The 25,621-nt window shown below is 44.5% G+C and carries 24 protein-coding genes; 19 read left to right on the top strand and 5 right to left on the bottom strand.

The annotated features are described in order from the left end of the window. Positions 1–114: 114 nt before the first annotated feature. The 3 genes from N646_RS16115 to N646_RS16110 all read left to right on the top strand — a co-directional run bounded on the left by N646_RS16115 (position 115) and on the right by N646_RS16110 (position 2,937). Positions 115–504 (top strand): cytochrome b562, encoded by a 390-nt coding sequence (locus tag N646_RS16115; protein ID WP_021035869.1) that lies wholly within the window; start codon positions 115–117, stop codon positions 502–504. Between the two features lie 218 nt (positions 505–722). Continuing rightward, complete coding sequence (locus N646_RS23865; RefSeq protein ID WP_080276971.1) at positions 723–1,082, top strand: hypothetical protein; 360 nt, start codon at positions 723–725, stop codon at positions 1,080–1,082. Between the two features lie 415 nt (positions 1,083–1,497). Next, positions 1,498–2,937 carry a PepSY-associated TM helix domain-containing protein gene (locus tag N646_RS16110; RefSeq protein ID WP_017820529.1) on the top strand — a complete coding sequence of 480 codons (1,440 nt, stop codon included), beginning with the start codon at positions 1,498–1,500 and terminating at the stop codon, positions 2,935–2,937. A 51-nt stretch (positions 2,938–2,988) separates the two neighbouring features. Here N646_RS16110 and gloA2 read toward each other — a convergent pair whose 3' ends face one another. The 3 genes from gloA2 to N646_RS16095 form a co-directional block, all read right to left on the bottom strand. Continuing rightward, positions 2,989–3,372, bottom strand: coding sequence for an SMU1112c/YaeR family gloxylase I-like metalloprotein (gloA2, locus tag N646_RS16105; protein WP_017820528.1), 384 nt, complete (start codon positions 3,370–3,372; stop codon positions 2,989–2,991). An 11-nt stretch (positions 3,373–3,383) separates the two neighbouring features. After that, a complete protein-coding gene (locus tag N646_RS16100; RefSeq protein ID WP_005384005.1) occupies positions 3,384–4,313 on the bottom strand; it encodes a LysR family transcriptional regulator in 930 nt (309 codons plus the stop codon). Between the two features lie 77 nt (positions 4,314–4,390). Then, positions 4,391–4,864, bottom strand: a complete 474-nt coding sequence (locus N646_RS16095; protein ID WP_017820527.1) for a hypothetical protein — start codon at positions 4,862–4,864, stop codon at positions 4,391–4,393. A gap of 288 nt (positions 4,865–5,152) precedes the next feature. Between N646_RS16095 and N646_RS16090 the strand changes: the two genes are divergently transcribed. The 4 genes from N646_RS16090 (at position 5,153) to N646_RS16075 (ending at position 8,909) form a co-directional block, all read left to right on the top strand. Continuing rightward, a complete protein-coding gene (locus tag N646_RS16090) occupies positions 5,153–5,836 on the top strand; it encodes a spondin domain-containing protein (RefSeq protein WP_017820526.1) in 684 nt (227 codons plus the stop codon). A 9-nt stretch (positions 5,837–5,845) separates the two neighbouring features. Next, positions 5,846–6,541: a spondin domain-containing protein gene (locus N646_RS16085; RefSeq protein ID WP_005383999.1), complete on the top strand. Its 696-nt coding sequence runs from the start codon at positions 5,846–5,848 to the stop codon at positions 6,539–6,541. A gap of 146 nt (positions 6,542–6,687) precedes the next feature. Further along, positions 6,688–7,419, top strand: a complete 732-nt coding sequence (locus tag N646_RS16080) for a response regulator transcription factor (protein ID WP_017820525.1) — start codon at positions 6,688–6,690, stop codon at positions 7,417–7,419. A 116-nt stretch (positions 7,420–7,535) separates the two neighbouring features. Continuing rightward, on the top strand, positions 7,536–8,909 hold the full coding sequence (locus tag N646_RS16075) for a sensor histidine kinase (protein ID WP_017820524.1): 1,374 nt from the start codon (positions 7,536–7,538) through the stop codon (positions 8,907–8,909). A gap of 27 nt (positions 8,910–8,936) precedes the next feature. Here N646_RS16075 and N646_RS16070 read toward each other — a convergent pair whose 3' ends face one another. Then, positions 8,937–9,452, bottom strand: coding sequence for a superoxide dismutase family protein (locus N646_RS16070; RefSeq protein WP_005383991.1), 516 nt, complete (start codon positions 9,450–9,452; stop codon positions 8,937–8,939). Between the two features lie 541 nt (positions 9,453–9,993). Between N646_RS16070 and N646_RS16065 the strand changes: the two genes are divergently transcribed. The 11 genes from N646_RS16065 to N646_RS16015 all read left to right on the top strand — a co-directional run bounded on the left by N646_RS16065 (position 9,994) and on the right by N646_RS16015 (position 23,707). Beyond that, positions 9,994–11,403, top strand: coding sequence for an aminotransferase class V-fold PLP-dependent enzyme (locus N646_RS16065; protein WP_017820523.1), 1,410 nt, complete (start codon positions 9,994–9,996; stop codon positions 11,401–11,403). 62 nt (positions 11,404–11,465) lie between these two features. Next, the gene (locus tag N646_RS16060) at positions 11,466–12,398 is read left to right on the top strand and encodes a transporter substrate-binding domain-containing protein (protein WP_017820522.1); all 933 of its coding nucleotides are present in this window, start codon (positions 11,466–11,468) and stop codon (positions 12,396–12,398) included. Continuing rightward, entirely contained in the window at positions 12,395–14,725 is a 2,331-nt protein-coding gene (locus N646_RS16055) for a putative bifunctional diguanylate cyclase/phosphodiesterase (RefSeq protein ID WP_005375094.1), read from the top strand. Before N646_RS16060 ends, N646_RS16055 begins: the two co-directional genes overlap by 4 nt. A gap of 212 nt (positions 14,726–14,937) precedes the next feature. After that, positions 14,938–16,131 (top strand): glycine C-acetyltransferase, encoded by a 1,194-nt coding sequence (locus N646_RS16050; RefSeq protein ID WP_005375095.1) that lies wholly within the window; start codon positions 14,938–14,940, stop codon positions 16,129–16,131. A 44-nt stretch (positions 16,132–16,175) separates the two neighbouring features. Then, positions 16,176–17,207: an L-threonine 3-dehydrogenase gene (gene tdh, locus N646_RS16045; protein ID WP_005383983.1), complete on the top strand. Its 1,032-nt coding sequence runs from the start codon at positions 16,176–16,178 to the stop codon at positions 17,205–17,207. 401 nt (positions 17,208–17,608) lie between these two features. Continuing rightward, positions 17,609–18,142 carry a Csu type fimbrial protein gene (locus N646_RS16040; protein ID WP_017635494.1) on the top strand — a complete coding sequence of 178 codons (534 nt, stop codon included), beginning with the start codon at positions 17,609–17,611 and terminating at the stop codon, positions 18,140–18,142. 3 nt (positions 18,143–18,145) lie between these two features. Next, positions 18,146–18,679 carry a Csu type fimbrial protein gene (locus N646_RS16035; protein WP_021035865.1) on the top strand — a complete coding sequence of 178 codons (534 nt, stop codon included), beginning with the start codon at positions 18,146–18,148 and terminating at the stop codon, positions 18,677–18,679. Between the two features lie 20 nt (positions 18,680–18,699). Continuing rightward, on the top strand, positions 18,700–19,455 hold the full coding sequence (locus N646_RS16030; RefSeq protein WP_005375103.1) for a fimbrial biogenesis chaperone: 756 nt from the start codon (positions 18,700–18,702) through the stop codon (positions 19,453–19,455). Next, positions 19,455–21,881, top strand: coding sequence for a fimbria/pilus outer membrane usher protein (locus N646_RS16025; protein WP_021707595.1), 2,427 nt, complete (start codon positions 19,455–19,457; stop codon positions 21,879–21,881). Before N646_RS16030 ends, N646_RS16025 begins: the two co-directional genes overlap by 1 nt. Continuing rightward, positions 21,878–22,846 (top strand): Csu type fimbrial protein, encoded by a 969-nt coding sequence (locus N646_RS16020; protein ID WP_017820519.1) that lies wholly within the window; start codon positions 21,878–21,880, stop codon positions 22,844–22,846. Before N646_RS16025 ends, N646_RS16020 begins: the two co-directional genes overlap by 4 nt. A gap of 141 nt (positions 22,847–22,987) precedes the next feature. Next, the gene (locus tag N646_RS16015) at positions 22,988–23,707 is read left to right on the top strand and encodes a carbonic anhydrase (RefSeq protein WP_017820518.1); all 720 of its coding nucleotides are present in this window, start codon (positions 22,988–22,990) and stop codon (positions 23,705–23,707) included. 72 nt (positions 23,708–23,779) lie between these two features. Here the strand turns inward: N646_RS16015 and N646_RS16010 are convergent, their stop codons facing one another. Continuing rightward, positions 23,780–24,883, bottom strand: a complete 1,104-nt coding sequence (locus N646_RS16010) for a mechanosensitive ion channel family protein (RefSeq protein WP_005375107.1) — start codon at positions 24,881–24,883, stop codon at positions 23,780–23,782. Positions 24,884–25,184: 301 nt separating this feature from the next. On the opposite strand from N646_RS16010, the gene N646_RS16005 reads away from it, so the two are divergent. Next, positions 25,185–25,532 carry a helix-turn-helix domain-containing protein gene (locus N646_RS16005; RefSeq protein ID WP_005375109.1) on the top strand — a complete coding sequence of 116 codons (348 nt, stop codon included), beginning with the start codon at positions 25,185–25,187 and terminating at the stop codon, positions 25,530–25,532. The last annotated feature ends 89 nt before the right edge of the window (positions 25,533–25,621 follow it).

Here is a 25,621-nt window from a genome sequence, read left to right as displayed (position 1 = left end):
TACACTGCGACCCGGAAATACTCAACTAAGCTAGTTTTTCGCCTCTTATGGCGTAGGTTATTTGGGTGAATAAAGCCGACACAGAATTCGGCACTATAAATGGAGAAGTGAAAAATGTTACGTCCTTTAGTCCTAGGGTGTGCGATTGCGTTTGGCTCAACATACGCAATGGCAGAAGCGGTTGATTTAAAACAAAACATGAAACAGATGAAGATGGAATTCAAACAGGCGGCGGAAGCGTCTGATGTTGAAACCATGAAATCTGCGATTGATAGCTTGCAAGCGATTGTTGAACAATCTAAGCGTGGTAATTACCCACCAGAGAAGTTTGATACTTACTTAGAAGGCTTTAACAAGCTGACGGTAACGCTAGATAAGATTGAAGCGGATCTTGATGCGGGCAAGCTACAAGAAGCAAAAGCTCAACTGCGTGAAATCGATAGTCTTCGTGAAGAGTACCACGACAAGCGCAATCCAAGCATTTGGAGCAAGTTGTTTGGCTAATTATCTACTGAGCGGAGCATTTGCTCGTGGCAGTGGATTACGCGTTATCTCTAAGTAATGAATGAACACATTATCAGCCTGCCATTTCGGCGGGCTTTTTTGCGACTGTCAATCGATGCATTCAAGAAAACCTGTGAGGTAGCAAGCACTTATTGATCCTGTTTTTGAGCTATCACTCAAAATTGGTTACGCTGTGTGAAATTTGTTAAGTCACCGTTATGCGTAGATTAATTCCTTTTTACCGCTCGATGTTATTTGCTAGTGCTCTCAGTTGGGTGCTAGTGACACTGATGCCTGTTATCAATGCTCATGGTAACAGCATGGGCGTGTGGGCGACGCTATGTACGCTTAACGGATTTGAGTTGGTCCAAATAGAAGAGGGCGACAATTCGGTCAGCCACAAAGGCAAGCCTTGTCCGTTTAGCCACTTCTCGACTTTTCATCACGATACACTTCCAACGACACCGATACTTTCAAGACAGAGCTTGGTGACTTCTGACAGCTACGCTTATTTGGCTCTAAGTGTGCGATTTGAAACACCAGTTCCTCGAGCGCCGCCAGTTTCCCTTTTCTCATAACAAAAACAATTACACGATACCCAAGTAACCTCGAGATGCTTGGTTCAGCGAGAATGACTTGGTTTGTAGACGCGGCGGCGATTTAAAGGTCTAGTGGGTCTAAATCAAGATATCGACAACAAAGTATACAAGCCAAGGCAACTCGCCCTTCGGGAGCGTGTTATTGCTCCGATTGCTGCTTCAAACAACTTGGAAAGAGTTGTCTATTACACAGCGTTGTTTTCTTTGCACTCGAATCAATGACAACGCTCTGAATCCAGCATCTTGAAGTCACTTGGGTATATAGTCAGCAACACTGCCACTTCGAGCAGTGGTACTCCCAAATCTAAGTCAATTAGCGCCGCATACGAATGTGTATGTGCAGGATGCGTTTGACTGAATTTGGGTGTTCAACAATGAAAAAAGGAAAATACACATGTTGAGAAACTCGGCAAAGCCTCAACTCAAGGAAGCCTCACGCGCAAAATCCATCTACTTTATGACGTGGCGATGGCACTTCTACGCAGGTTTGTTCGTCATTCCATTTATGCTCATGCTTTCCCTCACGGGATTGGTGATGTTGTTTGATGATGAAATCGAACTGGCTCGATACGAAGCGACATTACAAGTTTCACCACAAGAGCAAATGGTTCCTGTCTCTGCACAATTAGAAACCGTAAAGCAGGCGTATCCCGATTTTAATGTCACTCAATTTGTACCTGCTAAAACGGCTGATATGGCCAACCGCTTCTCGATTCAAAACCAAGAAGGCAGCTCGCTGATTGTTGCAGTAAATCCTTACACAGGAGACGTACAAGGCACCATTGACCGTGGTGATAGCATCTATGAACTGATGAACAGCATTCACGGTACGTTGCTCATCGGAGACTTAGGTGACCGTCTAATTGAAATCGCCGCAAGTCTGGGGATTTTGCTGTTGGTGTCTGGTTTGTACCTTTGGTTACCTAGAGACAACGCCAGCCGCGCCGGCTTTTTGAAAATTCGCCTTAACAATGGCCCTCGAATTTTGATGCGTGACCTGCATGCGAATTTAGGTGGTGTACTGTCGCTTGTTCTGTTGTTCTTTTTGATTTCAGGATTGTCGTGGGCAGGGATCTGGGGGGCGAAAATGGTGCAAGCTTGGAATACCTTCCCAACCTATTACACATGGGGTGAGAAACCAGAATCCACACTGACACATAAAGATCTTAACCACGGTGCTTCAGAAGAGATGCCATGGAACTTAGAGCTTGCTGCTGTGCCAGAATCGAAAGATAAGCCCGCTCATGATCATGCCAATATGAAGGAAGAGATGGCATACGCAGGCACTCATGAAACGCTCTCTATTGATGATATCATCCTCAAGGCTGAAATGATGGGCTTTACGGGCTATAAGCTGTTTTTACCACGCTCTGAGACGGGCGTTTACACCGTTGCAGCTAACGCTATGGGCGGCGACATTTCCGACCCAAGACAAGATCGCACCAGCCACTTTGACCAATATTCCGGTCGCTTGTTGGTGGATGTAACGTGGCAAGATTACAGCCTATTTGCCAAGTTCATGGCGGCAGGTGTGTCATTGCACCAAGGCGATGTGAGTATATTGAACAAAGTACTCAACGTAGTGTTCTGTTTGGCGTTCATCTTAATCTCAATCACAGGTGTGGTGATGTGGTGGATTCGTAGACCAAGTCGCAGTGCCGCATTGGGCGCGCCACCTAAGTTTCAGCAAGACGGCATTTGGAAACTTGGTTTAGTAGCGTTGGTGATATTGTGTTTGGCGTTTCCGATGGGCGGTTTGGCGATTGTTACGGTTCTCGCACTGGATTGGCTGTTGTTCAACCGCGTCGAGAAGCTGAAAACAGCGTTGAATTAGTAACAGACAAAGAGTGGAATAGTAGAAGAGCCAGCGAAGTGCTGGCTCTTTTTATTTCTGATAAATTTCCAGCGGTAAGCCATCTGGATCTTGGAAAAAGGTGAAGGCTTTGCCTGTGAATTCGTCAATACGAATTGGCTCAACTTCAACGTCATTCGATTCTAGGTAGGCTTTCACTTGTTCAACATCATCAACCAAAAATGCGAGATGTCGCAGGCCTTGTGCTTCAGGAAAGCTCGGTCTCTCTGGTGCGTCTGGAAAGCTAAACAGTTCCACTTGGCTGCCGTCAGGTAAAGCGAGGTCAAGCTTGTAGGAGTCTCTAGCTTCGCGATAGTTCTCGGCAATGACTTTCAAACCCAACACTTCAGTGTAAAAGCGTTTTGACCTTGGGTAATCGCTGCAAATGATCGCGACGTGATGAATGGCATTAAACATGGTTAGCCTCTTCAAGCATGGTTAGTATCGTCGGAGACTAAATGCTCCTTAACGAAGTCGATAAACACGCGCAGACGAGCAGGCATGTATTTAGTTTGTGCATACTGCATCGCGATAGCGCCGTGGTAGTTACTCTTGATCATCCAATCCGGCAGAACCTCCACCACTTCACCTTGCTCTAATGCGTCTTTGATCACGAAGTCATGGAAGATCCCAATTCCCAAGCCAGACTTAACCCCGTTCAAGCGCATTTGAGAATGGTTGACGGCGTAGCGTCCACTCACGGCAATGGAGTGGAACGCTTCTTCTTTAAAGAATGACCAGATGTTGTCTTTGTCGTTCTCGGCAAGGTAAATGCAGTCGTGCTGCTCAAGCTCGGTTGGGTGCTCAGGCATACCATGTTTGGCTAGGTAATCTGGAGAAGCACACAAAACAAGATTGGTCTTGCTGATCTCTTTGAGGACCAGATTCTCATCGGGTTTGTCGGTGAGCTTAAAGGCGACATCAATACCTTGGCGGAAAAGATCAATCTCACCATCTGCTGCGCGCAGCTTAAGCTGTATATTTGGATAACGTTCTAGGAATGGCAACACAAACGGTTGAAGCACCGAATTAAGAAATGCTTCAGGGGCTGCTACTGTGAGTGCGCCTGTTGGCTCAGCATGATCTTCCGCAGATAGCTCAACGGCTTGCTGCGCGGCATTCACCATTGCGATGCTTTGGTCGTAAACCTTTTGCCCAGCTTGAGTGATGATCAACTTACGAGTCGTGCGCTCAAACAGTTTGACCGAGAGGGCTTGTTCCAACCGTGTGATCAACTTACTTAAAGCCGATGGCGTTACGCCGAGTTGTTTAGCAGCAGCGGTAAAACTGCCTTCGTTTACCACTAAGATAAACGAAGCAAGATCAGGAAGTAGGGCTATGAGTTTTGGATTAACCATAATTGTTCAGTTCTGCGCAGCGGAATAACGATATTGTCTGGTACGGTTTCACGAGGTTCAAGTGTCACCGTCTCGCTTTAACGATATTTTGCCAAAAATGCATTGAGTGCAGGCAAGCCAGATTCACCAGTATGGTATTGCTGCCAACAGTGATAAATGGCCGTTTCGTGGTCTGCAATCAACTCGATAGCTTCTCGTTCAGCGATTGAATACTGCTGTGAAGCGTTCACTTCTTCATGCCACTCTCGATACTTGACCTCATAAGGTTCTACCCATTTCAGAAGAGTCGCCACCAACTCTTGCCATGGTAAACCAATCCATTTGATTGCATCTTCCAAGCCTTTATCCAACATCTCTTGGTGTCGACTTTCGATATCCATGCCATTTGTCAGCAGTACAGGTTTGAGCTTTTCTGCGGTTAGCTCTTCCACTTTAATCAAGGTTTGCCACAGCGTTTGTTGTTCACTTTGGGCGTAATGGCTCAAGTAGTGGTTGAAAAAAGCGATGCCGTAGATTTCGCCATAGTAGGCAGACAGAACGTTATGAATCATGGTGAGAATCGTTATTTAAACAGGGAATATCGCATTGTAGGAGGGGAAAGCGCGACGTGTAAATAGCTGATTAAGAGTAAAAAAGTGCTGTTGACAGAATTCGAACAGAACTTGTGAGAATTTTATGAGAATTCGATGAAGTTGCTGATAGATTTGCTCGTCATTCTTAGAGGCAAGAACGCAAAACGTTCGAAACGTAATGCTTAACCTACTCAAGTCACGAACAAAGAAGTAAAGCCGTACACATGGGCTTGGGTAGTTCAACCCTCATTAAAGGATGGAATCACAATGAAAAAACGTACCCAACTCGGACTCGTCATGACTTCAGTCGCTATGGCACTAGGCTCTGCATCAGTGAATGCGGCGGAATTGGAAATCACCGTGACAAACGCAACCAAAGGCATCTACTTTACGCCACTTATTGTTGCCGCACATGGTTCTGATCTTCAAATGTTCAGAACGGGTCAAGCATCAACGCCAGAACTAGAAGCAATGGCAGAAGGCGGTGATATCTCTGGGCTTGCTAGTGTGATTGGTAACGCTGGTGGTGCGGTGGTAGAGAACCCTGCTGGTGGCATTTTGAACCCAGGTGTGGCAACCACCTTCACCTTGGATAGTGGCGACCACGGTTATCTTTCTCTGAGCGCGATGTTGCTGCCAACCAATGACGGTTTTGTCGGTCTAGATAGCTGGAAGATTCCAACGGAAGCGGGTACATACCGAGCAACGCTAAGAAGTTACGATGCTGGTACAGAAGCGAACGATGAGCTTGCGTCTAGCATGCCAAACCCACCTTTCATTACCTTTGGTACTGGCGGCACAGGCGTTGAAGCAACGGTAACTAACGACAAAGTTCACGTGCATCCGGGTAACCTTGGTGATAGCGACCCATCTGGCGGCATCAGTGACCTAGACAGCAGTAGCCATCGTTGGTTAAACCCAGTCGCAACCATCACAATCGTTGTGAAGTAAGGGGGATGTATGAAATACAGAATCTTACTAGTAGCAGCTTCAGTCGGCTTGCTCGCTGGTTGCCCAAGCGATGATGATAATGACGTAGTGAAATCGTACCGCTACACCGTCAACGTGGCGAACTTGACTGCGAATCAACCAATGTCTCCGCTCGCTGTACTCACTCACAATGGTGACTACCAACTGTTTGAAATTGGACAAGCCGCATCTGTTGAACTTGAGCACCTTGCCGAAGGCGGTAGTAACGCTGAGCTGATTGAGTTGATGAACAGCAATGACAGTGTTTACCAAGGTATTTCGGGCAATGGATTGGTGTTGCCGGGTGCATCGGACGAAGTCACCATCACGGTTGACCCTAGTCGTTACGGTTACTTGTCTGTGGCGTCTATGTTCGTGAATACCAACGATGCCTTTGTTGGCGAAACGGGGCTATCGCTCAAATCGCTCGCAGTGGGTGAAAGCTACGAAATGAGCATGAACGTTTGGGATTCCGGTACAGAGCTAAACGATGAGCTTGCTGCAACCATTCCGGGCCCAGCAGGTGGCGGTGAGGGTTTCAATGCTGCACGTAATGACAGCAATGACGTTGTTGCATTCCATGCGGGTGTTGTTAGCCAAGATGACGGATTAGCAAACTCAGCACTTTCTGCGAACCATCGTTTCTTGAACCCAGGTGCGAAAGTCACCATCACTCGAGTCGAGTAACACAGGCTCCGATGACGTCTCCTTTCCAAAGCGCTTGTAGCAGAGCGCTTTATCCCTCATGGCGTCATCGGAACCTTTTTTGAAAGAATTTCTAATTTGTTCCGGTCATGTGCAAAGTGAGGATACTCGAAGGCAAGGAAAGGACCATGGAACAACAGGCAATCAATTTAGTCGCGAACATCTTGTTGGTGGAAGATGACGATGATTTGGCAGAACTGGTTCAGATGCATCTCAAGTTTCAAGGACACCAAGTATCGCGAGCCACAAATGTCGCCGATGCTAAAACGCAATACCAGCAACAACCCTTTGATTTATTGATCCTTGACCGAGGTTTACCAGATGGTGATGGTCTAGACATTTGCCATTATTTGCGTCAGCAACAAGATTGGAGCCCAGTGCTCATGCTGACAGCCAGAGACGGTGAAATGGACAAGGTAGACGGCTTAGAAGCGGGCGTTGATGACTACATCACCAAGCCATTTAGCGTATTAGAATTCCAAGCACGAGTGCGAAACGTGCTGCGCAGAGTCAGCCAAACCGCTGAAGCAAAGGTGGCAGATGAAGTCCTCGATGATGCGATGGATTTTGGCCCGCTGAGAATCATTCCGGAGTTGCACCAAGTATCCTTAAACGACAAGGATGTCACGCTCACCGCGACAGAGTTTACTTTGCTGCAGTTTCTCGCGACTCGTCCGGGCAGAGTCTACAGTAAAGATGAATTGCTCGATCACGTTTGGAACACCAGTCATTCTGGTTATCACCACACGGTGTGTAGCACCATAAATCGTTTACGCAGCAAGTTGTCGTTGTCTGATTCTGATCATCACTTCATCCAAACCGTGTGGGGTGTTGGATATAAGTTTCAACCAAGACACTAATGCAAGAAAGTAAGTCAAAACATCAAGCCAAGACAGTAAGTCGGCAGTTGTTTTCACCATCATTTTTCAATCATCACGGGTGTTGCAAAAACACCGCTGTTTAAGGAGGCGATAGGATGAGCTTCAAATCTCGCTTAGTGGTATTTACTAGCTTGTGGTTCTGTCTCGCGGCGGTGGTGATTGCACTGACTTACAATTGGCAAAAAGAAACCATTGAGTTACGCACCAAGCAAAGCCTGCATAAAGAGCTAGCCAGCCACATGCGTGATGATAATCCGCTGATGATCGGAACGGATTACAACCCTAAAGCGCTCAAGTCGATTTTTCACACGCTCATGCTGATCGGCCCTGATTTTGAAATCTACTTCCTCGATAGCCAAGGCAATATCACCACTCATGCAGCACCGGAAGGGGCGGAGATCATGGGGAAGGTGGATCTCAATCCCATTAAGCAATTCTTAAATGACCAGCCTTTTCCTATTTTGGGTGAAGACCCACGTAATCGTGGTGAACACAAAGTCTTTTCTGTCGCGGCGATAGAGGAATTAGGCTCTACGGTCGGTTATCTCTACGTGGTGATTGGCAGTACCCGACATGACGCCATTGCCAATGCTCAAGTCGATACTCCTTATATCGCGCTGGCAGGATTGGTCTTAGTCTCCATTTTAGGCTTTGCTCTTGGGGCTTATGTGCTGGTGAAACGTAGCCTATTGAACCCGATTGAGCGTGTGACCAAGCAACTTCAACAGCAAGCCGAACATGATTTCCGCCTGCAACCTGATTTTACTCACCAAGTGCCGGAGCTCGTGCCGATTGCGCACTCTTATCAGATGATGGCGAAGCACATTCAGCAACAGTTTTTACAGTTGGAGTATCAATCGTCTCATCGTCGTCAAAGCTTGTTGCAGCTTAGTCATGATTTAAAAACGCCGTTATCGAGCGTGCTGGGCTATTTGGAAACGTGGCGTTTGCAACATCCGGAATCCGATCCTTTGATTGACGTTGCTTTCCGAAATTGTGAGAAGCTCTCAACTCAACTGCATTCTTTATTAGACGCCGCACGCAAAGAAGCTCCAATGCCAAATTACGAGTACCGCCCCGTAGATCTGGGCGCTTTGATGGCAGAATGTGCTGAAACGATGCAGAGCCAGTTTTCTCGTAAAGAAGTGGTATTGAAAGTGGATATCGATAGCGAAATCCAAACCGTGGGTGACAAGGGGCTATTGGAGCGATTGGTATTGAACCTGCTTGAAAATGCATTGCGCCACAGCCCAATCGGTTCAGAAGTGCATTGCCAAGCGCATTTGAGTGAGGATAAGTCGCGTATCCATTTTACCTTCGTCAATCACATCGAGAAAGAAGCGGAGGGCGGTTCTTTGGGGATCGGGACGAAGATTGTCCAATCGATCTTAATGCTTCACCACAGCTACCTTGAGACCAATGCAACCTCCTCTCAGTATCAACAGAAGTTCACACTTCTCGCAATCTAAAGAGAAGTGTGAGACATAAGTTAATGTTTATTCAATAACACCACATACGACGCGAGCGCCGCCACCACCTAGCTTACTTGGGTGATCGGAGTGATTGTCACCACCTGCATGGATCATTAACGCTCGACCTTTTAAATCCGATAATTTTAGGCGAGGCGCGACAACGGGCTGATTGGCATTGCCGTCCATGTCCACATAGAGTGGAGGCAAGTCGCCTAAATGATTGTCATTGGTCCAAGGATAGCCATGCTTCCCTGTGTTGTTAGGATCATAATGGCCACCTGCTGCGCCGCCTAATACGGTTTTGTCATCCTTTTCTATGCTATCGCAAGATGGATTAGTGTGAACATGGAAACCGTGCACACCTGCTGACAAACCTGATAATTGAGGCGTAAAAACAACGCCATAATCACTTTGTGAAATCTCAATGGTACCCGCGCTCTCATTGGTGTTGAGAGCAGTCATTTCTACCGTTTTTGCTAGCGCGTTAGGGGCGGCGACAAGAGCGGATGCAACTGAAATGCATAGCAATCCTTTTAACATGGGACCTCCTTCTTTTAGCGTGTACGCTCAAGCACATATTAGTGAAAACCTGTTTTACTTATGTCTGTTGAGCGGTGAGTTTATGTCATAGAGTGATGTGTATCACTTTATGGTCTTAAACTGATATCTCGATCCGAAATCAGCTTTCTCTTATTTAGTCTTAACATATTGAGATCGTTAAGATATAAAAAGAATAGACGCCAATCTTAAAATAGCCTGAATATTTTTAAATTAACGCAAAGTTAAATTTTTAATGACTTTATAACAAAGCTCATAATTGTTTTATAAAGAATTTGGTGGAATTGTCCGCAATAAAGAATAGTCAAATTAACGAATATATTAATGTGAACATTGTTGTTTATAGATTTGTGGTCAAACTGTTGCTTATATCATCAAATAAGATAAAAAATTGGAACTAAAGTCACTTAATGGCAGAGGAAAAAATTAAACTCTGATTGTAATGGGTAATAATGTTTTAGTAACAGATAGTTACGCACTTAAAATTAATAATATGGCTAATTTCCGACAAGGATTGAAAAAGATGAAAGACAAGGAATCTATTCAGACTAATAGCAGCCGCCGTAATTTTCTGAAAGGCGCAACAGGAGCTGTTGTTGCTGGTGTGAGTGCTTCCGCTTTCTCAGGCGTAGCTCAAGCACGAGAACAGAAAATTGATTGGAGCAGCCGCGGGCTAGGTAGAAAACACGATAAGCGCTTCTGGCGTAAAGTGCGAAGACAGTTCGTTTTGGACAAACGAACCACTTACATGAACATTGGTACAACAGGTTCAATGCCAAAACATGTTCTTGAAGATTACGAGCATAACAACAAGCTGGTGGCTAAATATCCTTGGGATATGAAAGGCAAATTTGGCTCTTGGCCTTATGTTTCAGAGATGGTTAAAGACGTCGCACCAGGTTTTGGTGCTAACCCAGAAGAGATCATTCTCAGCCGCAACACTACTGATGGCTTATGCTCGATCATTAATGGCTTACACTTTGAACCAGGTGATGTGATTCTAACGACACACCATGAACATATTGCTGCAACATCACCTATGAACGTAGCGAAACATCGTTTTGGTGTGGATGTGGTAGAAATTCAACTACCAGTATTTACTGGTACTGAAAACGTTTCTGAGCAAGATTACATTCAAGCGTTCCAAGACGCGCTTGATGCGAATCAAAACGTTCGCCTAATTGTTTTCTCTCATATCACATACAAAACAGGAACCGCGCTACCAGCCAAAGCCATTTGTGCTTTAGCAAAAGAGTATGGCGTGCCTACTCTTGTTGATGGCGCGCATACGGTCGGTATGTTTGACCTTGATTTCCACGATATGGATTGTGATTTCTATGCAGGATCTGGTCATAAGTGGCAGTGTGGTCCGGGCGCGACAGGTATTCTGTATGTTCGTGATAACGGTAACCGTTTGAATGAGTATTGGAGCGACCGAGAGAACCCGTTATGGTTGATCAACTCCTCACTTTCTCATGCTGATTACCTGGGTAAACAGCTGCAAATGCAATACATTGGTAACGATAACTATCCTGCGAAACAAGCACTAGTTGATAGTTGCAAAATGTGGGATGAGATTGGTCGAGACCGTATCGAAGAGCGAGTTGTAAGCCTTGGTAGTTTATGTAAAACCTTGCTTCAAGAGTACTTACCACAAGCCAAAATGTATTCACCAAACGTGGAAGGCTTAACCAGTGGCTTAACGACGGTTAACCCGTTCTCCGATGTAACTAATGAAGAGATATTGACGGAATTCCGAGATCGTTTACGTGAAGAGTATGGTTACATCATCCGTACGACTAGCTTTAAGCTGCATAAGGATGATGACTTTGATACTTACGCGCTGCGTATCTCTACGCATTTGTTCCATGACGAACAAGATGTGGAAGGGCTCGTAGTGGCGATGACGAATTTGTATTACTCGTCGTTCTAACATCGTTGTTTATCACTCAAGCGCCCATTATTGGGCGCTTTGTGAAAGGTAAGGATATTATTATGTCAGTCATAACATTCAAAAGAACTTTAGCGACGGTGGCGCTCATGGTTACCTCTGTTGCGTCGTCTGCCGCTTGGTCAGACGATTTACAACAAATCCGTGAACGCGGTGTACTGCGTCACATTGGTGTCCCGTACGCTAACTTTGTCTCCTATATTGAACAAGGTGAAGTGGAAACTTTGACTGGCTTGGATGTAGAGATAATAAAAGGTTTTGCCAAGTCGTTAGGTGTTCAGTACCAGTATGTTCCAGCACAGTGGAGCGACGTGGTTGGTAAGTTGACAGGGCAAAATGTGCAATATCACAACAAGCAGGCTGTTGTCGGAGAAAGTGTTCCAATTGAAGGCGATTTGATCGCAAATGGCGTTACTATTCTTGATTGGCGTTCTGAGGTTGTCGATTTTTCACAAGATTATTTTCCTTCAGGTGTATGGTTGGTTTCCAGATCCGACTCTAGTCTGAGCCCGATTAAACCAAGTGGGTCGGTCGATGAAGATGTTAAAAACGTCAAGCAGCTGATCGATGGTCGCGAAGTGTTAGCTTTAGAACATTCTTGCTTGGATCCTAACCTTTATGACTTATATGACACAGGTGCAAAAGTTATATTACCTGATGGGGCGCGTCTCCTTAATGAGATGGTTCCAGCGATAATGAAAAATGATGCGGAAAGCACATTATTAGATGTTGCGGATACGCTAATTGCCCTCGAAAAATGGCCGGGTGAAATAAAAGTCATTGGCCCTATATCTGAGAATCAAAAAATGGCTGTTGCATTCCGTAAAAATTCCCCTGAATTACGCAAAGCATTTGATCGTTATTTAGACTCGATAAAACAAGACGGTTCATACGAAAAACTAGTAAAAAAATACTATCCATCTATTTACTACTTTTATAACGATTACTTTATAGAAGATAAAAAGAAACTCCGATGAATAAGGCCGTTAAAAAATTTTCCAGTAAAAGATTTATTACAATAAGCGCAATATTAGTTTCAATTTACTTAGCTATGCTTATTACTGTGACTAGCGTAGGTCAAAATAAGTTAAAAGAATCTCAATACAGAGAACTAGATTTAAAAGTAAAAAGTTATGCAAGCACACTCGATAATTTATTTACCATAGCGAGTGAAGATGTTGATAATCTAGCTACAGATAAAACAATACAAACATTCTTTGGTAATTTAGCTTCTGGCATGTCAATGGAGTATGGCTTAGGAGCCAGTCTAATTAATTTAAAGCGTCGCTTCGATGAGAAGATAGACAGTAAGCTAATTAATAGCAGCCAAATCTATAAGAAGCTCACGCTGGTAGGCAGTGATGGAGTCACCATTGTCACCACTGGATCTGAAAACCTTGCCGAGCACAAAATGGACATACAAACCTTAATGACTCAACACGGGCATCCCGAAGAGGTTTGTGCGACGCGATACAATGATGACGTTCGCATTCAAGTCATTAAGCAAGTTAAGTTCTCCGGAAAGCCTGTTGCTTTTTTAATTGCCGATCTTAATAAGAATATTGTTATTGACCAACTTACTAACCAAGAACACGAAGATAGTTATAGCCGAATGGTGCTAAAAATAAAAGACGTGGAAATGGTTGTATGGGATACCATAAATAAAACACCTTCTCACAATAAGGATGAGAACTATTTCGTTTCTGAGGCTGTAGACGGAAAAATTTACTTTGAAGTGCCTGTGGATAAACATCACTTTAAATTGATGGCGTGGTTCGAGCCTTTGAGTGAACGAGATATATTTACATCACGGCTCTTTATTATTGGTTTGAGTATTCTGGCCGTTATGATCGTCATTGCTTTATGTTATGCATTCATCACGAACAATAATAGGATTGAATTGAAAATTAAGCTTGAGGAAGAAAAAAAGCGTAAAGATATTCTTTCTCAACAGAATAAAAAATTAACGAACGAAATTGAACGTCGAAAAGCGTCTGAAAAAGAACTCGCCTTCCAAGCTAAATATGACACATTAACTAATTTGCCTAATCGTAGTTATGGTTCCGAGCGATTGGCTTTGGAGTTAATTAGGGCATCGCGTAGTGGGTCTAAAGTTTTGGTGATGTTCATCGACTTAGACCACTTCAAGCAGATTAACGATTCAATGGGACACTTTGTTGGGGATGAAATCCTTAAACTCAGTGCTCAGCGACTGTATCAAGTCGCGAGAAAAACAGACTTATTGGCGAGAATTGGTGGGGATGAGTTTTTACTCGTCATCCCTGATTTGCCTGATAATGATACTGCAAAGCGAGTTGCTTCAAGTGTACTTTCGGCGTTTAACGATCCGTTTGTTTGGAACAACCATGAATTCTTCTTGAGTAGCAGCGTCGGAATGTCTGTGTTCCCGGATGACGGAGACAACGCTGAGCAGCTCCTTGCATGTGCTGATATGGCAATGTATCGGGCGAAACAAGATGGGCGTGATGGCTTTTGTTTTTATAACCATAATATGAACCAAGATTTGCAACGCTATTTGGATCTGGAAAATCGTCTGAGAAGTGCGATCTCCAATCAGTTATTAGAGCTGTATTATCAGCCAATTATTGAGCTGAGTAGTGGTAAAATCGTAGGTGCAGAAGCGCTAATGCGTTGGAATGATGACAAGTACGGATTTGTAAACCCTGAAGAGTTTATCTCTATTGCAGAGAAAAATGGTTTAATTCATCAAATTGGTGAGTTTGCTATTCAACAAGCGTGTCGACAAGCGGCACAATGGCAGAGTCTGACTCCGTTGTTTGTTTCTGTAAACTTTTCTAGTGTTCAATTTAGGTACTGCGAGCGCTTACTTACGTTTATTAAACACAGCCTTGAGGAGTCTGGTCTTCCGTCAGATAAGTTCGATATTGAAGTGACAGAAAGTCTCCTCTTCAATCACGATTCTGAGCTATTAGACATGCTTAATAACTTACGAGCGTTAGGCACCAAACTTACTATTGATGATTTTGGTACTGGTTATTCTGCGCTGAGTTACTTGCAGAAGTTTCCGTTCGACCGCTTAAAGATTGATCGTAGCTTTATGCAAAATATGTTCGAGAACGACTCAGACCGCGAGCTTGTGAACGTAATCATAGCAATGGCGAAAGCGCTGGATCTTAAGATCGTCGCAGAAGGCATCGAAGAACAGCGTCATGTGGATTACCTGAAAAACCTAAACTGTGAGTTCGGACAAGGTTTCCACTATAGCCGACCATTACCTGCTAAGGACTTTGAAGCACTTTTGGCTAAGCCTACCTGGCTATAATTCCTTTTATAACAACCTCATAGAAAAGCATTAATTGAATTTGTGCCTCGGATTCATTAATGCTTTTCCACCTTAAGGTATAATCCTTCCTCCTTCCTTGAATTACACTACAATTAATTGATGAGTGATAGCCCGTGACGCCCGTCACATAAAGGCTCAACCTAATTCTAAACGAGTAAATACTCGCCAAAATAACTAGGAAGGAATTTCAAATGTCTTCTGCATTCTACCAACAGATTCAGCAGCAAATCGAAGAAGTAAAGGCGGAAGGCCTTTACAAATCAGAGCGTGTCATTACGTCTCAACAGCAAGCGGCTGTTAAAATCTCTACTGGTGAAGAAGTACTAAACTTCTGTGCGAACAACTACCTTGGTCTTGCTAACCACCCGGCACTTATCGAAGCGGGTAAAGCAGGCATGGACGAGCACGGCTTTGGTATGGCTTCAGTACGTTTTATCTGTGGTACGCAAGACATCCACAAAGAGCTTGAGCAGAAGCTTTCTAAGTTCCTAGGTAAAGAAGATACGATTCTTTACACATCATGTTTCGATGCAAACGCGGGCCTATTTGAAACTATTCTAGGCAAAGAAGACGCAATCATCTCTGACGCTTTAAACCACGCGTCAATCATCGATGGTGTTCGTCTATGTAAAGCGATGCGTTTCCGCTACTCAAACAACAACATGGAAGAGCTAGAGCAACAACTGATCGCTGCGAAAGAAGCAGGTGCTCGCCACATTCTTATCGTAACGGACGGTGTGTTCTCAATGGACGGCGTAGTAGCAAACCTTCCGGCTATCTGTGACCTAGCAGAGAAGTACGGCGCATTGACTATGGTTGATGACTCTCACGCTGTTGGCTTCATGGGCAAAACAGGTGCAGGTACGCACGAGCACCACAACGTGGTTGACCGTATCGACATCATCACTGGTACGCTAGGCAAAGCAATGGGCGGCGCTTCAGGCGGTTACACATCTGGTAAAGCGGAAGTGATTGACTGGCTACGTCAGCGTTCTCGTCCATACCTATTCTCTAACTCTGTTGCACCAGCAATCGTAAGCGCTTCTATCCGCGTTCTAGATCTACTAGAAGAGAGCGGTGACCTACGTGATCGTCTATGGGAAAACGCAGCACACTTCCGTACTCGTATGGAAGACGCTGGTTTCACAATGGGTGGTGCTGACCACGCAATCATCCCAATCATGCTTGGCGACGCAAAAGTAGCAGCAGAATTTGCAGAGCGTGCGCTGGAGAAAGGCATCTACGTAATCGGCTTCTCATTCCCTGTAGTACCAAAAGGTCAAGCACGTATCCGTACTCAAATGTCTGCGGCGCACTCTCGCGAGCAACTAGACCGTGCAATCGACGCGTTCATCCAAGTTGGTAAGGACATGGGTCTTATTTAAGATTCTAGGCCTTAGACAATAGGGCCTTTAATTAAGGTTACATTATGAAAATTAAAGCATTATCAAAGCTAAAGCCTGAAGAAGGCATCTGGATGACTGAGGTTGATAAACCTGAAGTTGGCCATAACGACATTCTGATCAAAATTAAGAAAACCGCTATCTGTGGTACAGACGTACACATCTACAACTGGGACGAATGGTCACAAAAAACCATTCCAGTGCCTATGGTTGTTGGTCACGAATACGTGGGTGAAGTGGTTGCGATTGGTCAGGAAGTTCGTGGCTTTGAAATCGGTGACCGCGTATCTGGCGAAGGTCACATCACGTGTGGTCATTGTCGTAACTGTCGTGGCGGCCGTACTCACCTATGCCGTAACACGATTGGTGTGGGCGTTAACCGCGAAGGTGCATTCGCAGAATACCTAGTTATCCCAGCGTTCAACGCGTTCAAGATCCCTGAAGGCATCTCTGACGATCTAGCGTCTATCTTTGACCCGTTTGGTAACGCAGTACACACAGCACTTTCTTTCGACCTAGTAGGTGAAGACGTGCTTATCACAGGTGCTGGTCCAATCGGTATCATGGCAGCAGCGGTTGCTAAACACGTTGGTGCTCGCCACGTAGTGATCACAGACGTGAACGAATACCGTCTAGAACTTGCTCGTAAGATGGGTGTAACACGCGCAGTAAACGTGGCTGAAGAGAAGCTAGAAGACGTAATGGCTGAGCTAGGCATGACAGAAGGCTTCGACGTTGGTCTAGAAATGTCTGGTAACCCAGCAGCATTCAACTCAATGCTAACCACAATGAACCACGGTGGTCGCATTGCACTACTCGGTATTCCACCGTCAGACATGGGTATCGACTGGAACCAAGTTATCTTCAAAGGCTTGGTGATCAAAGGTATCTACGGTCGCGAAATGTTCGAAACTTGGTACAAGATGGCTTCACTGATCCAATCTGGTCTGGATCTATCGCCAATCATCACGCACCACTACAAGATTGATGACTTCCAAGAAGGCTTCGATGTAATGCGCAGCGGTATGTCAGGCAAAGTTATTCTTGATTGGGAATAACTTATTCAAGTAAGAAATGCGCTCCTTTTTGGGGCGCATTTTTGTTTCATGAAGATTTTTGTTTCGGGAAGAAATGGTCGCCAATCTTTTCTAAACTTCTCGTATCGTTCTGCTACTTTTTTTAGATTTTTTCCACTCAACTTCACCCTACCTTCTAACTCATTGTCGATTCTGTATTTGGAATAAGATAATAACCATTTGTTTTTAGTGGTTATTTTTTAGCATTACATGCTTAAAAATCGTCATTTTTAAGTTTAATGTTTTTATTTGCTGTTCGTCTTTATCCTTATCCTGCTTCTTTTTATTGTTTTACATTTTATATGCATTTGGTTTGTCATAATTGAGCTATAACTAATAAAAAGGTTACCGATATACAGTGGAATGTAAAAATGGAGCTTTATATGAAAAGATTTTATCTGATGATGCCTCTGCTCTTAACCTCATTTAGTTGGCAAGCGAATGGAGCGTCAGTGAGCGGTACGATTGATGTTTCAATTAACCTTGTACAAGGTTGTGTGATTAATGGAAATAATGCGGTAGATGCAGCTTCTGGCGTTGGCTTTGGCTCACTTGCCTTTGGAGACGTGCCTGCAATCTTCAGTGAACAAGATGGTGTGGTAAATGGTGGTAGTGCGACGGGTATTGAAGTGCTTTGTAGTAACGGTGTGACACCGACGTTTACATTGGGCACCGGATTGTATGATGCAAGTGCGACCGTTGGTACCTACGCGATGTCAAATGGCGCGCAATTTATTGATTATACGTTGTTTACCGACTCAGACCGAAGCACACAAATTATACAAGGCGGGACGGTAGCTCTGTCTGAATTTACTAGTGCAACATCGCAAACTATTGAGCTTTTTGCGAAAGCTTACGGTACGAGCAGCATTGCCGGCACATACTCCGATACCATCAGTGTGACGCTAAGCTGGTAAAACGTGACGCTGGTTTTTAGGGACTTTTCACTTGTCGCGATGAGTTTGTGCTCTTTAACTGTGCTGGCTGATGCGACACAAACTTTTCAGGTGTCTGCCACCGTAGATACAGGTTGTTTGATTAACGGCGCAGTACAAGAAGAAAGCGCAACCCAAGCCGGGCAAATAGGCACGTTAGATTTTGGTGAGCATTCTTCAGTTTACGCGACGGAAGTACAAGGCAGCATCACTTACAGTTCATCACTCACATTAAGCTGTACTCCGGGTATTACGATGAATGTTTCCGTAAATGGCGGGATGAATGCATCGGATGGTGTACGTAAGCTAAAGCACAGTGAAGAAGCGACAACGGTAGATTACTTTTTGTTCCAGGATCTAAATTACACGCAGGTGCTTGATATTGACACGCAATATTCCGTCGATACCGACCAAGACCCAGATAATATTCAGTTTCCTATCTGGGCAAAGGCGACAATAAATGGGAATGAAATGGCTGGAATTTATATGGATACGCTGACGCTGACATTAGAGTGGTAAGTGAACTTTGGAGGGGTGAAATGGAATTCATACTCAAAAAACTATTATTAATAACCTTCCTTTTTGTTTTTTTCTCAAATGCCAATGCTAACTCATTATTAATTTGGCCGATTTACCCCAAAATATCAGAGGAGAGTAATGCAACATCACTTTGGATGGTAAATAAAGGCAGTGTTGATTCTTATTTACAGGTGAGAATTTTTAAGTGGGAACAAAACGAAGGAGAAGATAGTTATTCAAGTCAAAGCCAGTTAATTGCAACCCCTCCGTTTGTCAAAATTGAACCAGGTGAAAAGCAGTTAATCCGCATCATCAACCAAGATGAGGCCTCTGCGGGTAAGGAGTATGCATACCGAGTGATCATAGATGAATTACCGCCAACTCAAAACCCTCAAACAGAATTGACGGAAAATGAACTCGCTGTAAAAGTCCGAATGCGTTACTCGATACCTTTGTTTATTTACGGGAAAGGGCTGACTGATACTCAAAAACCAAACCGTGACAGTGAATTATGGGATGATTTACAGGCACAGTTTATTAAGAAAAATAATCAGCGTTTTGTTCACATTAAAAATTCAGGAAAACACCATGTTCGCTTAGTGAATTTACAGTTGAATCTACCAAATAAAGATCCTGTCGTTATTTCCGATGGACTAGCTGGCTATATTCTTCCTGAACAGTATAAGGTTTGGTCTATTCCCCATAGTAATGTCAGACCCTTGAGTTTGAGCGCGAATATTGGAGGTAAACGTTACCAAATACCATTGAAGCAATAATGAATAGATTTAATACAATGAATGCTTTCTTTTGGTTGGTATTACTTAGCGTAACGTGGAGCAGTATTGGTCTTTGTGCAAATTCAGCAAACCACTTCTCTGAGCTACCGAGTCCTGAAAATTTCTCATTAGAAAAGTTTGAGAATATTAGCCTCAATCTGGAGTTGGTGATCAATCAAAGAGCAACCGGGCTTGTTGCGAAAGTTGAGCGAGTTGGCGATCAGTTCTTTTTGCTCCGGGAGGACCTCATTTCAGTTGGGGTTACCGCCAAGTCGTTGCCTGGAACCGAAGAGAGACTTGAGGTTACGTCTATCCCAGGTGTTAACGTGCGTTACTTGCAATCGTCATTGCAACTCGCAATTGACGTACCGCCTAATTGGTTACCGATGCAGAATTTATCAGCGCAGGATATGGGGCGATTTTCCCCGGCTCAGTTTGGGCGTGGTGGCCTGCTTAACTACAACGTATTTGGTGTGTACGAGAACGAAAGCCGACAAAAGGAGGTTTCTATAAATCATGAAGTCAGAGCCTTTTCTGAGTTTGGCGTTTTTTCTACTACCGGGATATTTAAATCTAACTTTCATCGCGATGTTCAGTCCCAGCAAAGCAGCCAGTACACTCGTTTTGATACGAGTTACGAGTACGTCAATCAAGAGAAGCGAATTCGTATGGAGGTAGGGGACTATATTGTTCGCCCTTTATCTTGGAGCCAACCAGTAAGACTGGCGGGTATTCAGTTGTCGCATGATTTCTCTATGCGTCCGGATGTCGTGACGACGCCGTTACCTGCATTTTACGGTGAAGTCACAGCGCCCACTACGTTAGATTTGTTTATCAATGGCTTTAAAACTGACTCAATGAATGTTGGTCCCGGTCCTTTCATTATTAACGATATTCCAATGCTCTCTGGTGCTGGGGAAGCAACGGTAATTGCAACGGATGCTCAGGGTAAGCAAACGGTCATGACCAGCCCATTTTTTCTCTCTTCCGATCTACTCAAGACCGGATTTACATCTTACAGTGCGAGTATTGGTGCGATCAGAGAAAATTTCGGTAATGCATCTAACGACTATGGAGACGGTGGCGTGGTTACCGCTCTGCGTCATGGCATGACTGATTGGTTAACATTAGAAGCTCAAGCTGAAGCAAAAGATGACCTGATCGTTGCGGGGCTGGGCTTTGTCACCAATGCTTTCAACTTGGGTACGGTGGATGCCTCGTTTCGTGTGAGTAATTTTCAGGATCAATCTACCTCATATGCGCTAGGTTATAGTTATCAGTCTCGGCTGTTTAGCTTCGCTGCTCGAACTCAAGTAGAACAAGCCGACTTTTATACCTTATCTCATTTACCAAATTATGAAATGCTCGATGAAGGCAAGGACGCTTCACTCGCGTCGCGCCATCTATCACAAATCAATATGGGAGTCCGTTTGGGAGATTGGGGCTCACTTTCTGGTGGGTACTTTGATATTCAACAATCCGACTCAGATTCACGTACCCTAAACCTTACTTATAGCTACGCTCTGCCTTTTAATATCAATATGTCCCTTTCTTACAACCATAGTATTGGTGGTCAGAGTGTTACGTTGGCGCAATTCTCTCTACCTTTCAGTTCTTTGGGGGGAAGTTCGGGGCTAACGCTGAAAAGAGAGGACGATGGCGATGTGCGAGGGCGAGTGGGTTACAGCCGCCTTGCGCCAATACGAGGTGGATGGGGCGTCAATTTAGCGCATGATATTAACGAACACCCAGAAAACCGTAAACAGGCCGATTTGACCTACCGTGCGTCATGGGCGCAGTTCAGAGCGGGGTTAAATGGCACCAGTGGCGACTATGATTATTTTGCGGAAATGGCAGGTTCAGTCTCTACGTTGGATGGAGAAATATTCCCAGCGAATGAAGTGTATGACAGCTTCGCTGTGGTGAGCACCAGTGGTTTTGAAGGTATTCCGGTTAAATATGAAAATCAAATTGTCGGAGTGACAGATGATGAAGGTTACTTACTTGTTCCTTGGGCTACGGCGTATTACACCGCCAAATATGAAATCGATCCACTTAATTTACCTGCCAATGCTGCGTTTTCTGCAACAGAGCAGTTTGCTTCGATACATTCGGGCTACGGCTACCTGTTAGAGTTCCCAATAGAGCTACAAATTGCACTGAGCATGACGGTGGTAGACGAAAATCATTTGTTCCTTCCGATTGGTACATATGGCCGCTCAGAAACGGGCTTAACAAGCCAAATTGGTTGGGATGGTTTTACGTACTTTGAAGGCGTTGACCCAGGCCGCTATATTCAGTTTTATCCTCAAGGACAGTCGCCATGTAAAGTGTTTATTGAGGGGTTGTATCAGCGTGACAGTCAAAAAATACAAACATTGCCTGAGCAGGTTTGTATCAAAGCCGAAGAAGAGACCGCACTATGATTTTGCGCAGCTGGTTTGCTAGCCTACTTCTCTTTTTCTCGTGCTCGACAATGGCTTGTCAGCTCACGGCGGCAGCACCTTTAATCTTGTTTGGCAATGTTTCTTCGTTTACTGTTTCAAGCTCTCAGCAGCAAAGCTCAGCTCAGCCTCATGCGGGGATTACGTGTGACTTTTCTACACTTGTGTCTTTGTTAAGTGGCGACTACGTATCAGCAACGTTTAACAGCATAAATAATGGTTTGCTATTAAATGAGGATGATCCGAGTTCGGAGCTCAGCTATCAGATTTTTGGCGATCCAGGTCTTTCACAAGAGTATGTATTCGGCCAAACTTACAATTTTTTTGAAATCGGGTTACTCGATTTACTCGGGTTGTTTGGCACTCAAGCTGAGTTTCCGCTTTATGCTCGGACGGGAGTGGGTAGTAATCTTTCCGCTGGGACTTATAAAGACCAAATCACCGTATCCTGGATTTGGGATTACTGTAAGGGGATCGGGGTTCTAGGGGTATGCATTGGCCGCACCAATGGCAGCGCTCAAAGCGTGATTACGGTTGAGTTGGAAGTGACCCCTGATTGTATGATCACGGCGCCAGATATTGATTTTGGTTCGTCCCCATTAGTGGCCGGTTTTGAGCCAGTCAGTCAGGTTATATCGTTAACTTGTACCAAGAATAGTTCCTTCTCCATTGGCTTGAATGACGGCCTAAATGCGTCCGGCGGTCAGCGGCGAATGATTTTTAGTGGTCACTATTTGGAGTATGAAATCTATAAGTCATCAACGATGGAGCGCTGGGGAGGCACCAGTTCTGAACGTCGTGAACACAGTGACGTCGATACTGGCGGCTCCATTCCGGATGGTATCACGCCACAGAATTATAATTATCGCGCGCAGATACTAACCAGCCAAACGACCCCTCCTGCTGGTACTTACACCGACTCAATAATCGTTGACGTTCAATTTTGAGCATCATGTCAATTACATCATTAGAGGCTTCTATTCCAAAAATCTTTTGTAATCATAGTTTTCACTCTGTCACTGCTTAATTTTGTGAGATTAGTATGGCTTTATTCTCACGGAATTTAACTTTCAGAAATAAGGAAAATGATGAAGAAGTCACTAACAACATTAGGTTTGGCACTGGTATTTACAGGAACAGCTTATGCAGCAAGCTGGGGCTACGAGGGAAACCATGGGCCAGCTCATTGGGGTGAGTTTGCATCTGAGTGCGCGAAAGGTCAAAACCAGAGCCCAATCAACATTGAATCGGCGACCGAAGCGAAGCTAGAAAAATTGAATTTCGACTACGAAGGTAAGGCAATTTCACTGCTGAACAACGGTCACACTTTACAGATTGGTTTAGAAGGCAAAAACACACTCACCATTGATGGTAAAGAGTTTACGTTGAAACAGTTCCACTTCCATACGCCATCTGAAAACCATGTGGACGGTAAAGAATACCCACTAGAAGTACACTTTGTGCATGCCGACAAAGTAGGTCATCTAGCTGTTGTCGCGGTGTTCTTTAAACTGGGTGGCGCGAACCCAGATCTAGCTAAGATGCTAGCTAACATTCCAACTAAAGATCAAGATGTTACCATCAAGGTTCCATTTGATGCGGATGCCCTTATCCCAAGTGATAAAGACTACTACCGCTTTAACGGCTCACTAACGACACCACCATGCTCTGAAGGTGTGCGTTGGTTGGTGATGAAAGAAGCACAAACTATTTCTCCTGAGCAGATAAAATCTTTTTCGGAAGTCATGGGGAAAAACAATCGCCCAATCCAACCGCTGAATGCACGTATGGTGTTAACGCAACAATAACCACTTCATGCGAAGAAAAATAAAAAGCCCGCTTAAACACAGCGGGCTTGATTATTTGGGTATTGGTGAGAACTAGAAGCCGTGATCTTCTTGCTCTTCCGCTTTTACCATTTGTATAGGATCAAGCTTAAGCGTCTGAGTAGGGAACGCGATATCTGCATCGTGTTCTTTAATGATGTTGATTACCTTAAGCAGTATGTCCTGCTTAACCTCATGGTATCTCACCCAATTCACGGTTTTAGTAAAGGTATAGATAAAGAAGTGCAACGATGATGGACCGAATGTATCGAAGTTGACGATAAGTGTTTGGCGTGCATCAATGTCTTTGTGATTTTTCAGCATTTCTTTTACCGCGGTGATAATTTGCGGCATTTTTTCTGCATCGTCGTAACGAAGTCCAATTTTTTCGTAGATGCGTCGGTTCAGCATGCGAGATGGGTTTTCTACGACAATGCTGCTAAACACTGAGTTTGGCACATACAGTGGACGCTTATCGAAAGTTCGGATAATGGTCATACGCCAGCCAATGCGTTCTACCGTCCCCTCTATTTGTCGGTCTGGAGAACGGATCCAATCGCCAACTTTAAATGGACGATCGAAGTAGATCATAAGACCTCCAAAAAAGTTAGACAGCAAATCCTTCGCCGCTAAACCGACGATCAAACCACCAACACCACCGAAGGTAAGTAGGCCCGATAGTGACAGACCAAATGCCTGCATTACGGTTAGAATTCCGACGGTAATAAAGAACAGGCGCGCGACCTTAGCTATCGCTTGTACTGTTGTTTCATCTCGGTTCTTTTGTTCGAGAACATGCTCTTCAACATTGGTAATGAGCCGCATAACGGTCCATACGAAGATGCTGATGATTAAAATCAGTTTCAGCGTACTTAACCAGTTTATTTTATCGTTGAGCTCGCTCTCTAATATGATGCCGATAGAGACGGTTGCTGGCCAACACCAAATGAGTGTACTGACTGGCGCTTTTAGCGCATCAAGCAACATGTCATCCCAGTGGAAGGGTGTTTTCTCTACGAGCGCAGCGAGGCGAGAGCGGATCAGCCGCCAAGCTATCCAAGCTATAAAGCTAGCGAGCGTAATGAAAAGGACGCTCCCACTCCAATTTTGATGAGACGTTTCAATGTAGCTTTGTAATTCGGTAAACCACTGTGGCATATGTAACTTATTTCTAGTGAACCATGGAAGGAAAGGTAGCAGATATTACTCCTTCACCCCAGTGATTTCCTTTAAATCATTTACTTATGTCTAAACCGTCCGAGATGGACTTTTCCTTCCGATGACAAGAGAGTCACCTCAATGTTCTGTTGAGCGACCGCTTCATGCATGTTCAGAGGTACGCTACCAATGATTGAGGGTTGATATTTGGACGATCAATTATAACTTCTCTGACTTATCGCTAACATTTATCTTAAGTAAGTGTGAGAGTGTATTGGCTCTTGAATTAGCGGAGGCAGATATGGAATTTACAGAGCTGGATCGAAACGCGCTCTACGACATCTGGATGTCACAAAAAGCCAAAATGCACATCACTCAAATGGAAATGGCGAAGCGCCTTGGTTTGAGTCTACACGAGTTTTCTGGCTTGTTACGTGGTAATTCTCCACTGACGCTAGGTTTTGTAAAACAGCTATGCGAGCAGCTACATGTACGTCCTGGTCAGGTGATTCCGTCTTTGACGGAGCGTGATCTATCTGCATCTGGTACCGTTTATTTACAAAATCGTGTGACGGTGGATGGCGATATCAGTAACGTGTTCATCGACGGAAACCAAGTCGTGATCGAGTACGTTCACCAAGTTAGCTAGCTTGCTCGTCAAATTATCGGGTTGAAGAGCAATAAAAAACGAGCCACTGTTGGCTCGTTTTTTCGTTTCTGTTTTGCTCGCTTGCAAAG

Origin of the sequence: Vibrio alginolyticus NBRC 15630 = ATCC 17749, assembly GCF_000354175.2 — a bacterium.
Classification (GTDB): Bacteria; Pseudomonadota; Gammaproteobacteria; order Enterobacterales; family Vibrionaceae; genus Vibrio; species Vibrio alginolyticus.
Note: the sequence above shows the minus strand (reverse complement) of the source record. Positions and strands in the feature narration are given on the sequence as shown.